Source organism: Shewanella sp. 8A (assembly GCF_023475945.1).
Lineage (GTDB): Bacteria > Pseudomonadota > Gammaproteobacteria > Enterobacterales > Shewanellaceae > Shewanella > Shewanella xiamenensis.
In genome coordinates this window covers 111,453-124,896 of sequence record NZ_JAMDJP010000004.1, presented here as the reverse complement: position 1 = coordinate 124,896, position 13,444 = coordinate 111,453, and the positions used below count along the sequence as shown (strand labels likewise).

The 13,444-nt window shown below is 45.5% G+C and carries 9 protein-coding genes; 6 read left to right on the top strand and 3 right to left on the bottom strand.

Translation table 11 applies throughout. The annotated features are described in order from the left end of the window. Positions 1-1,527: a Re/Si-specific NAD(P)(+) transhydrogenase subunit alpha gene (locus tag M0413_RS04450; RefSeq protein WP_037426080.1), complete on the bottom strand. Its 1,527-nt coding sequence runs from the start codon at positions 1,525-1,527 to the stop codon at positions 1-3. Between the two features lie 421 nt (positions 1,528-1,948). Between M0413_RS04450 and M0413_RS04445 the strand changes: the two genes are divergently transcribed. From M0413_RS04445 to M0413_RS04420, 6 genes are all read left to right on the top strand, one after another. Further along, positions 1,949-3,769 (top strand): assimilatory sulfite reductase (NADPH) flavoprotein subunit, encoded by a 1,821-nt coding sequence (locus M0413_RS04445; protein WP_249553283.1) that lies wholly within the window; start codon positions 1,949-1,951, stop codon positions 3,767-3,769. A gap of 74 nt (positions 3,770-3,843) precedes the next feature. Continuing rightward, entirely contained in the window at positions 3,844-5,541 is a 1,698-nt protein-coding gene (cysI, locus tag M0413_RS04440) for an assimilatory sulfite reductase (NADPH) hemoprotein subunit (RefSeq protein WP_055647517.1), read from the top strand. Beyond that, a complete protein-coding gene (locus tag M0413_RS04435; RefSeq protein WP_249553281.1) occupies positions 5,534-6,331 on the top strand; it encodes a phosphoadenylyl-sulfate reductase in 798 nt (265 codons plus the stop codon). Before cysI ends, M0413_RS04435 begins: the two co-directional genes overlap by 8 nt. Positions 6,332-7,006: 675 nt before the next feature. Then, on the top strand, positions 7,007-7,783 hold the full coding sequence (gene mtgA, locus M0413_RS04430) for a monofunctional biosynthetic peptidoglycan transglycosylase (RefSeq protein ID WP_037426089.1): 777 nt from the start codon (positions 7,007-7,009) through the stop codon (positions 7,781-7,783). Between the two features lie 93 nt (positions 7,784-7,876). Then, on the top strand, positions 7,877-8,596 hold the full coding sequence (locus tag M0413_RS04425; RefSeq protein WP_249553279.1) for a 2OG-Fe(II) oxygenase family protein: 720 nt from the start codon (positions 7,877-7,879) through the stop codon (positions 8,594-8,596). A 261-nt stretch (positions 8,597-8,857) separates the two neighbouring features. Continuing rightward, positions 8,858-10,594, top strand: a complete 1,737-nt coding sequence (locus M0413_RS04420; RefSeq protein WP_249553277.1) for a hypothetical protein — start codon at positions 8,858-8,860, stop codon at positions 10,592-10,594. A gap of 48 nt (positions 10,595-10,642) precedes the next feature. Here M0413_RS04420 and M0413_RS04415 read toward each other — a convergent pair whose 3' ends face one another. After that, a complete protein-coding gene (locus M0413_RS04415; RefSeq protein WP_047532775.1) occupies positions 10,643-12,190 on the bottom strand; it encodes a S41 family peptidase in 1,548 nt (515 codons plus the stop codon). Positions 12,191-12,365: 175 nt separating this feature from the next. Beyond that, positions 12,366-13,250, bottom strand: a complete 885-nt coding sequence (locus M0413_RS04410; RefSeq protein WP_037421638.1) for a phospholipase A — start codon at positions 13,248-13,250, stop codon at positions 12,366-12,368. Positions 13,251-13,444 lie beyond the last annotated feature (194 nt).

Genomic DNA, 13,444 nt, shown 5'->3' with positions numbered 1-13,444 from the left:
TTAATCCTTACGGAACATCTTCAGCATGCGCTGAGTGACGGTAAAACCGCCGAAGATGTTAATACTGGCGATCAGCACGGCGATAAACGCCAACACAGTGACCAAGGTTGAGCCTTGACCAATTTGCAGCAAAGCACCGACCACGATAATGCCTGAAATTGCGTTAGTCACTGACATCAAAGGCGTATGCAGTGAGTGGGACACGTTCCACACCACGTAATAGCCCACCACGCAGGACAGAATAAATACCGTAAAGTGGGATAAAAACTCGGCTGGCGCTACTGAGGCCACAGCGGCAAACCCCGCTGCACCAAGGGCAGCGAGAATATACTTGAGTTTTGAAGGCGCTTTGGTTTGGGCAGATTTCACTTCCACCTTAGCGGTAGGTTTCGCGGGGGCAGCTGACACCGAAATAGGTGGTGGCGGGAAGGTAACTTCGCCTTCTTTCACGACTGTCATGTTGCGCATGACCACATCATCGAAGCTGATGCTGGCAATACCGTTTTTCTCTTTACACATTAACTTCATCAGGTTGACTAAGTTAGTGCCGTAAAGCTGAGACGATTGTGCAGGCAAGCGGCCGGGAAGATCGGTAAAGCCGATGACTTTGACGCCATTCTCAGTGACAAAGAGTTCGCCAGGCTGGGTGTATTCACAGTTACCGCCCGCTTGTGCTGCCATATCGACAATCACAGAGCCGCTCTTCATACTGTCGACCATGGCTTTGGTGATGAGCTTAGGTGCAGGACGGCCTGGGATCAGCGCAGTGGTAATGATGATATCGACTTCTTTGGCTTGCTCGGCAAATAGCGCCATTTCGGCAGCGATAAACTCGTCCGACATGGTTTTAGCGTAACCGTCCGATGAGCTGCCATCTTCATTGGTGAAGTCCAGCTTAAGGAACTGGCCACCCATGGATTCGATTTGTTCGGCCACTTCTAAACGCGTGTCGAAGGCGCGAACGATAGCCCCTAAAGAACCTGCGGTACCAATGGCTGCAAGGCCTGCCACACCGGCACCAATCACCAGCACTTTGGCCGGAGGGACTTTACCTGCGGCGGTAATTTGTCCGGTAAAGAAACGGCCAAAGTGGTGCGCGGCTTCAACTACGGCGCGATAACCGCCGATATTTGCCATAGAAGAGAGAGCATCGAGGGATTGGGCACGGGAAATACGTGGCACCATGTCCATCGCCATCACATTGATGTTGCGTTTAGACAGTTTCTCGACCAACTCAGCATTTTGAGCGGGCCAGATGAAGCTGATTAAGGTCGCGCCTTCTTTAATTTGCGCAATTTCAGCATCGGTCGGTGCATTGACTTTAAAAATCAGATCCGCTTGCCAAACCTCTGTCGTGATCTTCGCGCCAGCTGCTTCAAAAGCGGCATCGTCAAAGCTAGACAGTAAGCCAGCATTGGCCTCAACAACAACTTCAAAGCCGAGCTTTTTAAGCTGTTCGACGGTGGCTGGAGTCGCGGCGACCCGAGTTTCACCGACGAGACTCTCTCTCGGTATTCCAATCTGCATGATTACTCCCTGATGGTTTATATAATCGTTCCGCCTGAGTGCTTCCCTTGAGCTAAACCTAGGTAGGGCTAGGCCGCGATAAGAATGAACTCGTCTATTCAATTGTGGCAGTTAGTTAGCGCATTCAAACTTGGTATAAAATTTGTTTTTTAAAACAAACTTCTTAGCGAGCAACAAAAGGTCACAGTACTGCAGGCTCGTACCATTGTGGCAATACTTTGGTTTGACACAAGCGCATATTGCTCAAGCTAGTCGATTCTGCACTGGTCGTATCAAAAAGTTTTAACCAGTGCACACTTTTGTAGCTTAATTTTTGCACTTTGTATATTCCAAAATGGAATTAAAAATCAAATTTTATTCTTTTTTGCTTTTCCAAATCCACGTTAATCTGCTGGGTATTACACTGTCATAGGGCCGTCTCATGTTGTTAAAAGAACTTTCATCACTGGCTTCACCCCTGTCGCAACCGCAGGTCGACAAGCTGAAACAACTCACCGCGGAATTAAATGCCGTGCAACTTGCTTGGGTGAGTGGTTATTTAGCCGCAACAGCCAATGCGGGAGGGAATCAAGCCCAGCTAGTGCCAGTGTCTGATACACAGGCAGCGCAGACTGTAACCATTCTCTATGGCAGCCAAACCGGCAATGGTCGTGGCATTGCCAAAGCCTTGGCCGAAAAGGCTAAAGCACAGGGCTATAGCGTGAATTTAGCCTCCATGGGTGAATACAATGTGCGCCAGCTCAAGCAAGAAAATTTGTTATTGCTGGTGGTCAGTACCCATGGTGAGGGTGAAGCGCCGGATGATGCGATTGAATTACATAAGTTTTTAGCATCAAAACGCGCACCTCAATTAAGCAACTTACATTACTCAGTGTTGGCTTTAGGTGATTCGAGCTATGAGTTCTTCTGCCAAACCGGTAAAGACTTTGATGCGCGGCTTTCGGCATTAGGCGCTAAAGCCTTATTGCCGTTGGTTGAGTGTGATGTGGACTATGAGGCTGCGGCCGGACAGTGGCACGCCGATGTGCTTACTGCGGTTAAGCCACTCATTCAAACCACGGCTAATGTGGTGGCACTGAATGAAATTAATTCAACTTCGGCGCAAGTTGCCTGCGAGGGCGAATTTACTAAGCAAAACCCTTACAGTGCCGAAGTGTTGGTGAGCCAAAAGATCACCGGACGCGATTCAGACAGAGATGTGCGCCACGTTGAAATTGATTTAGGTGAATCAGGCTTACGCTATGAAGTCGGTGATGCCCTTGGGGTGTGGTTTAGCAATAGCGAAACCTTAGTCGATGAGATTTTGGCGGGCTTAGGGTTAGCGGCCGATGCCAAGGTGACTGTCGCTAATGAGTCAATCAGCCTCAAGCAAGCCTTGATCGAGAAGAAAGAACTGACGCAGTTGTATCCTGGTTTAGTCAAAACTTGGGCCGAGTTGTCCGCAAGTCCTGAGCTACTTACTATTAGCGAAGATAAAGAGCAGGTTCGTCAGTTTATCTTACATCATCAGTTTGCCGACTTAGTGGCGAACTATCAGCTCAAGGCCGATGCTCATCTCGACGCTAACAAGTTAGTTGAGTTATTACGCCCATTAACGCCAAGACTTTACTCCATCGCCTCGAGCCAGAGTGAGGTTGATACGGAAGTGCATTTAACCGTGGCATTGGTGGAAGATGAACATCAAGGGCAAACGCGTTTTGGCGGCGCATCGCACTTCTTAGCCTCGGCGCAGGAAGGCGCCGAAGTAAAAGTGTATGTTGAACCGAACAAGCATTTCCGTTTACCTGAAGATCCACAAACGCCGGTAATCATGATTGGTCCAGGCACAGGGGTTGCACCGTTTCGCGCCTTTATGCAGGAGCGCGTGGCACAAGGCGCTGAGGGCGATAGCTGGTTATTCTTCGGCAACCCGCATTTTGAACAGGACTTCCTGTATCAAACCGAGTGGCAACAATATTTGAAAAACGGCGATTTAACCCGTATCGATGTGGCATTTTCGCGGGATCAAGCCCATAAGATTTACGTGCAGCACCGCATTAAAGAACAGGGACAAACCCTGTGGCAATGGCTGCAAAATGGCGCGCATCTTTATATTTGTGGTGATGCCGAGCGTATGGCTAAAGACGTACACCAAGCCTTATTAGCGGTTGCGGTGGAGTTTGGCGGACTGTCGAGCGAGGCGGCGGAAGAATATTTCGAGACCCTGCGCAGTCATAAACGTTACCAAAAAGACGTGTACTAATTAATCGATCCCAAAGATAGAGAGCAGTATCCACGGAGATACTGCCGCCGACCGAATTTTAAGAGGCAGTTGCCATGAGTGAGCAAAAGTTAGCATTAAACGAATACCTAAAGACCGACAGTGATTATCTGCGTGGCACCATTAAAGAGGGATTAGATTCCTCGGTGACGGGCAGTTTTAGCGACGGCGATCAGCAATTGATCAAATTCCACGGCTTCTATCAGCAGGATGACCGTGATTTGCGTAACGAGCGTAAAGAGCAAAAACTCGAACCTTTATATAGCTTTATGTTACGTGCCCGTGTGCCTGGCGGGGTGTGTACGCCTAAGCAATGGTTAGGCGTAGATGAAATTGCTTCGACGCTCACCAGCTCTAACAGTATTCGTTTAACGACGCGTCAGACGTTCCAATACCACGGCATTCCAAAGCGTAACCTGAAGACCATTATCCAAGGCTTGGATCGTGAAGCTCTGGATTCTATCGCTGCCTGTGGTGACGTTAATCGTAACGTGATGTGTAACCCCAATCCGGTGGAATCTAAGCTGCATGCGCAGGCCTATGAAGTGGCGAAAAAGCTGTCGGATCACCTGCTGCCGCACACTCGTGCTTACGCCGAGATTTGGTTAGACGAAGAGAAATTACTGACTACAGAAGACGAAACCGTAGAACCTGTATACGGCAAAACCTACTTACCACGTAAGTTTAAAATGGCCGTGGCCGTACCGCCTGATAACGATGTTGATGTCTACACTAACGACTTAGGCTTTATTGCCGTGGCTGAAAATGGCGAATTAGTCGGTTTTAATCTGACCGCAGGTGGCGGCATGGGCTCGACCCACGGAGAGGTAGAAACCTTCCCACGCTTAGCCGATGACTTTGGTTTTATTAAAACCGAAGATGTGATGAAGTTTGCCGAAGCTGTGATGACAGTGCAGCGTGACTGGGGTAATCGTACCAACCGTAAGCGTTCACGCCTGAAATACACCATCGTCGACCATGGCTATGAGAAGTTTAAGGCCGAAGTGGAAGCCCGTGCCGGCGTTAAGTTTGAACCCAAGCGCGATGTGGTGATTGGCGATCGCGGCGATCGTTACGGCTGGGTAGAAGGTGTCGATGGTAAGTGGCATTTAACCCTGTTTATCGAAAGCGGCCGTATCAAAGACTTGCCGGGTAAGAGCTTGCAAACTGGTATGCGTGAAATCGCTAAGATCCACAAGGGTGATTTCCGTATGACCTCAAACCAGAATATGATTATCGCGGGTGTGGCGCCCGAGGATAAAGCGACTATCGAAGGGCTTGCCCGTAAACACGGTTTACTCGGCCAAGTGTTGACACAAACCCGTGGTCATTCGATTGCCTGTGTGGCCTTGCCAACTTGTCCATTGGCAATGGCGGAAGCTGAGCGTTATTTCCCTGAATTTATTGACCATATTGATGCGCTGCAAGCAAAGAATGGCATTAGCGATCAAGCCATTGTGGTGCGTATGACGGGCTGTCCAAATGGTTGCGCCCGCCCATTTGCCGCCGAAATCGGCTTAGTGGGTAAGGCGCCGGGTCGCTATAACCTGTATCTCGGGGCGAACTTCGAAGGTACTCGTCTGAATAAAATGTACAGAGAGAATATCCAAGAGGCTGAGATCCTTGCTGAATTGGATGCATTATTTGCCCGCTACGCGATTGAGCGAAATGCAGGCGAAACCTTTGGTAACTTCACCGTCCGCACGGGCGTAGTGAAGGCGGTTATCGATGCCGCTAAGGATTTCCATGGCTGATCTTGATTCTGGGGCAACGGGTTCTGGCTTGCCGAACGCGTTGCAGAGCGTGGTAAGTCACAGCGAACTTAACGCGCTGCTAACGGCACCTAAGGATGTGCAGCGAGCGGAACTGGAACGCATTAATCGCTTCTTAGCTGGCTTGACGGCTCAAGAGCGAGTGCTCTGGGGCTTAGCCTATTTGCCGGGTAATCACGCGCTGTCATCCAGTTTTGGGATCCAGGCGGCGGTGATGTTGCATATGGTGAGTCAGGTGCAATCGGATATTCCGGTGATTTTAACGGATACTGGATACCTCTTTCCTGAGACATATCAGTTTATTGACCAGCTTACCGAGCGTTTATCCTTAAACCTTAAGGTTTACCAAGCGCCGATGACGGCGGCATGGCAGGAGGCGCGCTTTGGCCAATTGTGGGAGCAGGGCTTAGAGGGTCTTGAACGTTATAATCGACTGAATAAAGTGGAGCCGATGCAACGTGCTTTGGCGGAACTTGAAGTAGGCACTTGGTTTGCGGGACTTCGCCGGAGCCAGTCGAGCACTCGCGAAGAGTTACCGATATTGGCTATCCACGGTACTCGCTTTAAGCTGCTGCCGATTATCGAATGGTCGAACAAAGATGTGCATCTGTATTTGACTCAATTTGACTTGCCTTACCATCCTCTATGGGAGCAAGGTTATGTTTCTGTTGGGGATACCCATTCTACTAAACCCTTAGAATTAGGGATGTCTGAAGAAGAAACACGCTTTAATGGCTTAAAACGCGAATGCGGTCTGCATTACGAAATATAGCCATCTATTTGATTAAATAGAAAAATGCCACAGTATTCCCTGTGGCATTTTTTATTTTATGCCACTAAAAGAGTATTTTGCTTAATTTTAAAGCGGTTTGGCCGTTAAGGTATTTTGTATGTCATTCTGCCGTCATCAAAGTCAGATAAATTGTATTTTCATAGAGTTAGTTAAGATGTGTTTGCCTGAATTAAATTTTTTGTACATTTTTACTCACAGGGTTATGCACATTAGAATGTTCTGAGCTATATTACAAAGTTCCCGTAGATGGTTTTGAGGGAGTTTACTGCGCAGATCTGCTTTAGTCGGTATTTTGCCAAGTTAAGTTGTTGAATATCGTTATTTATGGGCTTAGTTTGCTGTGTAACGATATAACGAGACGGAAAACAGTAGCACTTCCAAAGGACCTTGCTCGCCGCTGCGAGTATCCAGCAGTTTGATTGACTTGCTAGCGCTTGTTAATCAGTCATTTTCACCTCGGTCAGCTGTGGTCAAAGCTGCCGAGGTTGAGCCAAATTTGTGGCATCATTAATTTATCTTCCTTATTCAATTCAGCTCGGTTTTTTGTAGTTTATGACTTACTATCATCGGCTTACACTTTGCTATTCTACTGTAAGCAAAAAATCTCTTAGACTAACAGTTAGTTTGGATGGCGTGATTGATGAGGATAATTAAATGACCGCCCCTTTGTATGCCATGCGCGATCATGTCAATCGTCCCCAAGTTAATCATCCAAACCCTAAGCCTAAGATGCGCGGTGTTAAGCGTGTATTTATTTGGTTAGCCAAATTGGTTTTGGGTTTATTTTTCGCCTCTATTTTAAGTGTGGTACTACTCCGTTTTATCGATCCTCCGATGTGGAGTTGGCGAATAGAGCGGGCGTTGTTTCCGCCCGCACCGATTAGTGAGGTTAGGCATCAATGGCGCTCGCTTGAGCAAATCTCCCCTGAACTGCAATTAGCCGTGATTGCCGCAGAAGATCAAAAGTTTGCTGGCCACAGTGGTTTTGATTTAGACGCGATTAGTTCGGCCATCGAATACAATCAAAAAGGTAAAAAGGTTCGTGGGGCCAGTACCTTAAGCCAGCAAGCGGCAAAAAATCTGTTTATGTGGTCGAGCCGTAGTTTTATCCGTAAGGGCATAGAGGCGTGGTTTACCCTGTTAATGGAACTGTTTTGGGATAAGGCGCGTATCCTTGAGGTATACCTTAATATTGTTGAATTTGGTCCTGGGATTTATGGTGCCGAAGCGGCAGCAAAGCATTATTTTGGCAAGAGTGCAGCCAAATTAACTCGTTATGAGGCGTCATTATTGGCTGCAGTTTTACCAAACCCTTGGCGTTATAAAGTCTCCCCTCCTTCTTCCTATGTTGAACAACGTTCCGCTTGGATCCGCAAGCAAATGCGTCAGTTAGGTGAGGTGACACTCAAAAAAGTCGGTGAGGCACAATAAATTTGCGATTGTGATTTTGTTATTAAATTGTAATTATGCATCTCTGATGAGTAGGATGAGTGTTAGGCGTTCGAATGATCCAAGGAATAAACGATGTTTGAGTTTAATTTTGAGCGAGATATGGCTTTACTGCGTGAAGAATATGCTAGAGATGCAAAAATCAATATTCAACACGTCTGGCAGAATGAAACCGCAGCTGTCATTGCTAACACACTTGCTAGTGAAGTGAGTTTTGATAATGCAATGTTTGTCGACAATAAGCCAATGAGAGTGTCGGATCAACAAATACGCCAATTACCGATTGAAGCTCAGAAAGATTTACAGCAAAAAATATTACACAATGCTGCAAATGGGATTGGTTTTTTATATGGAAGTCATCTCGTAGGAGGCTTAGATGGAAAGCCTTCACCTGAATTACTTACATCGCTACATCGTTTTATTAACAGCCCTGACATGTTTAAATTTATTCAAACGATTACGGGCATTGAAGGTATTTGTTATGCCTCACTGCAGGCGAGTCGTTATATTCAAGGGAATTTCTTAACAAGACATAATGATGTTGTCGAAAGTGAGGGTCGTAAAGTTGCTTTTGTTTTTGGCTTTACTCCAGAATGGCATCCTGATTGGGGTGGTCTGCTGCAGTTTTATACTCCTAAAGGTGTGCTGACTGATACCTGGGTGCCAACCTTTAATAATTTGGCATTATTCGATGTCCATCATCCCCATTCAGTTTCATTTGTCGCGCCGTTTGCAAAGCGCCCACGCTTTTCTGTAACAGGATGGTTTCGAACGATTGCGCCCAGTAACCAGTAAATAGGAAGCTTCTGACACATGCCGCGATTAGCGTCAAAGACGTTTTAATGGTAGATTATCGCGGATTTTTGCATATTAATGAGTTCTTATTTGCTATTCGTTATTTCTTAGCTTATCCGTTCTCAAGATTAGTTATAATAAGCTTTTGATTTTGCAATGTTGATGTAATAAGGAATGACAATAGGTCAGTATTTAAATGCCGAAGGTAAGTGCTTTCGGTATTATTTTTGTCACTTTGACGGTAATTAAATGGAGTTTTAGATGAAAAAGATTGTTATTGCTGCGGCAATTATTGCAGCGGGGGCGGGTGCTTATTGGTACACTCAACACGGAAGTAGCTCGAGTGCTTCAGCCAATCCTTTGCTAGATTATATTCCAGCCGATACCCCTGTGTTTACTGGCCAGTTAAAGCCGTTTCCACTGAAAAACTACCTGCAATCGATTTCTAGCAATTACCAGCAATATTCAACTGATTCCTTAGCTCAGTTAGGCGATTTGGATAGCCCAATGGCTAAGTTTTTTGTGAGTATTTACAAGCAATATATGGATGGAATGAAAGATCCTACCGCATTGCTTAAGACTTTCGGTTTACCGAATGAGATCAAGCCTTATTTTTATACCTTAGGTGTAGTGCCTGTTCTTAAAACAGATATTAATCAAATTGATGCATTCTGGGCTGTACTGGATAAAGCCGAACAAGAAAGTGGTTATACCCACGAAAAGCGTACTTTAGCAGGGATTGACTACCGTGCTTATTCGTTTGCCGAAGAAGGTTCAACTGATAAAGCTGACCTATTATTTGCCCATAAAGATGGCATTTTAACGGTCACATTCTCGGCTTCCTCTATCGAGCCTGAAGTATTGGAAATGGCTTTAGGATTGAAGAAACCCGCCCAATCTTTAGCCGCATCTGGCATGTTGCAAGAGATCATTAAAACCCATGGTTTTATGGACGATAGCATCAGCTTTATCAACCATGTTGAGATTGTTAAAGCGATAACCTCTCAAGATGGCAATATGTTAGCTAAACAGCTCACCAAGTTCTTAGCAGAAGAAAGCCAAGGTGAAGATCCGTTAGCGCAAATCCGTACACCAGAATGTCGCACTGAGTTAACCGCGATTGCGGCTAACTGGCCGCGCACAGTGGGAGGTTTAACCGCATTCACGTCGACTGAAAAAGAAAGCCATATGGCGGCTTCTTTTGTGATTGAAAGCAAAAACCAAGCAATTTTAACGGCATTACAAAAAATGCGCGGCTTTATTCCTGCCCATTTAGCGGATATTAACAGCACTATTTTCTCGATGGGCCTTGGGATTGATGTTAATGAAGTAGCGCCTTCGCTCACCGCTATTTGGGATGATCTGCAAAAGCCACAGTTGACCTGCGCGCCTCTGGCCGAGCTACAGGCTGAATTAAGCCAGCAAAGCCCTGCGATGTTGGGTATGTTTACCGGCATGGCTAATGGTGTTAAAGGCCTGAGTGTGTCATTACTCGACTATAAGATGAGTTCACAGGATCAAGAGCCTAAACTCGAAAGTTTAGATGCCTTAATCAGTTTAACCGCTGATAATCCTTCAATGTTATTCAACATGGTTAAGCCTTTTGCCCCTATGTTGGCTGAACTGCAAGTCGCGGATAATGGTGAACCCACTGATTTATCTCCACTATTAATGTTGCCGCCAGAACTTAATATCAAACCGATGTTGGCGATTAAGGGACAACACTTAGTGGTTTACTCTGGGGATAGAGGTTTAGCGTTAGCCAATAAACTGGCGAGCGAAAAACCATCAGCCAATGGCCTTTACAGCATGTCAGCCGACTACGGTAAGATGTTTACCCCAGTGCTGACGCTGTTAGAAATGACTGGTGAACCAGTGCCTGAAGAGCTGCAAGCATTGAAAGACTATAATATGCGCGTGCAAATGAGTTTTGATGTGAATAAACAAGGTCTGGTTTTTGGCTCTGTGATGAACTCAAAGGCAAGCGATAAGAAATAAACTTATCACTCCACCGCATTTTAAAGCCAGCAAATTGCTGGCTTTTTACTAATGAGATTGGGCTAATTTGGTTTGTCGACCGTTAGTTGGATCTACGGCTTTGGGTTTGGCTGATTTAACTAAACTTACGAGTCCTTGCCATTCAATATCATTGTTTTGTGGTAACCAAATATCGGGCTCAGTGCCTTTTCCCGACAGCAACTCGCCTTTAGCATCATAGGTGAGAGAGCTACTAAATCGAATCTCTAAGTCACTATTTGGCAAGGTAAATTGATATTGTCTGGCAAAATCCCCAGAGGTTTTTTCGCCGATTAAATTCACTCTCGACCATGCTTTAGTCCGGTAGGCGATCCACTCGCATTCTTGCTTACACAAGGGACTGACAAGTAGTGCAAGACGATTATTGCCTTCGGTGAGGACTTCAGGTTTGGTGCGAACAAACCAAGGACTAAACCGGCTTTTATCGATAGTTGGTAGCCGCCGTGTCAACACGTTAAGTCGCGCAGGGCTGAGTTCAAGTTCATCAAGCGGTTTAAAATTCAACGGTTTTAAATAATCGTTTCTAAGTTCTGGCGAGCGTCGATAATGGGCAAACCCCATGATTTTTTCGACCGCTGAATGAGGTGGTATGTCCATGGCGGGCATATCCTGATAACGCGAGAGCATGGTCAGTAACTTAGGACTAAATCCCTTCGCTTGCCTGAGATCGACAATCAGTAATGGCTGCTCCATACCTTTACGTAATTCTTCTTGTTGTATTTTATCGAGTTCAAAAGCATAGAGGTCATCTATTTTGAGTCGAGCCGTGGTTGGATTTATCTGTTCTAGTGAATAGTCAGGTTTTGAGACCGTAGTCGGCCCTAAGTCATCAAGTTGAGTGAGTAGGCGTTCAAAGCTTATCTCTGTGTCGTCTTCAATCGGTTTAACTATCGTTTTAGAAGGGGGAGGCAGGGCAATAGTGACCTGCGTTGTCTGCAAATCATCATTTATCAAACTAATAATCACATAAGGTTTGATGCTTAAGCCTAAGTCTTCCCGCAGTAGGTTGAGTCGTTTAAGCCAAATCAGCTGCATTTCTTGGCTATTTTTTGCAGGCTCTGACAGATAGGCTTGGCTGGCTGAAATCCACTTACTTAAGGGGATGCCATCAATATGGGTGATAAAAGGATACTCGGCACTAATAGGATTATTTTTATGGTCTAAGGCAAGCCATTGTTCGTTGACGGGTCTCAGTGTTAAGGGTAAGTCGGCGCTACTATTGTCAACCTTCGCAACTTGAGCACCAGGATCTTTTAAGGCGTTAAGCAGTTTTGTAAGCTCCGCTGCGAACCGTTCTGTAGGAACAAGATCTTGGTATTGCTCAGTCATCAGTCCAGCAAGTCGTTCGAGTTGGTTGTCATTATGTTGTGGATCCAACGCATAAAATGCGGAGTGTTGTTCAATTTGATTGAGCAGAATATAGAGATCTTGGCGAATATCTTTTGTCGTTAACGTGGGTTGTTCTTTTTCAGGAATAGCAAAAAACGCGAGCCTTATAAGGCTCGCGCAAATAATCATGCTCAGCAAAGTTATTACCGTTCGATAGCTAAAACTCATATTCCTCCATGATGACCCTTACTGCTAAAAAGGTGTGCGACTATCGATGTAAATACCGCAGTTGGCAATAAAAATCATCATTAAGCTCCCTTAGGTTGCTCGCACTTGAGCAATTTAGCAGCAGTTTGTTTGTGTCAGCATAGAATTATGGCTGTTTTTTGTGCTGTGTCACGTCCTAGAGAATATCGTTGAGTGATACACCGATCCCAATACGTTGATTATGATGGTTATAGTCGATCAGGCTTTCACCGTAGCCATTAAAGTATTGAGTATAAAGGCGTAAGTTACCTATGATGGGATAGCTCCAAGTGATCTCTGCTGAACCTCGGTCAATATCTTTAAAGTTAGTTTTAACGGTGAGAGTGAATCTATGCTCATCAATCCCATACACGCCAACAAATTCAGCATTGCCAATATACTCATCAATATTGGGATTATCATCGCCACGGGCTTGGTGGATGTCTGTTTTTTCATCCTCAGGAATGCGCCACCACACCTTAGTTGAAAACGCCAGTGGGCCAGCATCAAAGATCATCGTGCCATAGATGCGGTTCCAACTACGGGATAATAAACCTGCTTTACCATTAGATTGGTGGACAGCGCCCAATCCCCAAAACGAGTTTGTCACACCGCCAATTTTCCAATCATTATTGAATAGCATAAAGATTTCGGGTTCGTGGTTTGTTTCACGAAAGGGTGAAGATATTTCCTTATTGTATACCTGCCAATAGGATTGATTAGTATAGGCAAAAAATAGGTGACCATTATCACCAAAGACATTGTACCAAATTGGAAACTTAAAGCTTATCTGAAACTTAGCTTCCATCTCATCGAGTTCATAGTTTGTTCCGGCGGCCTCCCCTGCATAGGGTTTCATATTCGGATCAGGATTATAGGTCGCGGGTAAAATGTAATTGACTTTATGCGGCGTTATTACAAATGGACGCTCTGAAGTCGCTAGTTCATCCTTAACGCGATCTTTGATTAAAGATTCCTCTGCCTGTAACCCTGTACAAGTTAGCAGTCCGATTAATGCGATACCTTGATAAAATGGGGACATCGACTCTCCTTGATGTGTCTGTTTGCTTTATCTTTATTTACCGAGCTTAACATTAGTCTGTGGATCTTTTGTGAGAAATACTGTCACTTGTACTACTTAACTTGAGTGAAACTGCATTTCTTCTTATGCGTTAACGCGCTGACTGAGTAGATTTTTTAGCAATAACATAGTGCTGTTATGTGAGGTGATGCAAG

Excerpts from the sequence above, each read along its gene's own strand:
- M0413_RS04450 (WP_037426080.1), bottom strand. The coding sequence starts at position 1,527 with ATGCAGATTGGAATACCGAGAGAGAGTCTCGTCGGTGAAACTCGGGTC.
- M0413_RS04445 (WP_249553283.1), top strand. The coding sequence starts at position 1,949 with ATGTTGTTAAAAGAACTTTCATCACTGGCTTCACCCCTGTCGCAACCG.
- cysI (WP_055647517.1), top strand. The coding sequence starts at position 3,844 with ATGAGTGAGCAAAAGTTAGCATTAAACGAATACCTAAAGACCGACAGT.
- M0413_RS04435 (WP_249553281.1), top strand. The coding sequence starts at position 5,534 with ATGGCTGATCTTGATTCTGGGGCAACGGGTTCTGGCTTGCCGAACGCG.
- mtgA (WP_037426089.1), top strand. The coding sequence starts at position 7,007 with ATGACCGCCCCTTTGTATGCCATGCGCGATCATGTCAATCGTCCCCAA.
- M0413_RS04425 (WP_249553279.1), top strand. The coding sequence starts at position 7,877 with ATGTTTGAGTTTAATTTTGAGCGAGATATGGCTTTACTGCGTGAAGAA.
- M0413_RS04420 (WP_249553277.1), top strand. The coding sequence starts at position 8,858 with ATGAAAAAGATTGTTATTGCTGCGGCAATTATTGCAGCGGGGGCGGGT.
- M0413_RS04415 (WP_047532775.1), bottom strand. The coding sequence starts at position 12,190 with ATGAGTTTTAGCTATCGAACGGTAATAACTTTGCTGAGCATGATTATT.
- M0413_RS04410 (WP_037421638.1), bottom strand. The coding sequence starts at position 13,250 with ATGTCCCCATTTTATCAAGGTATCGCATTAATCGGACTGCTAACTTGT.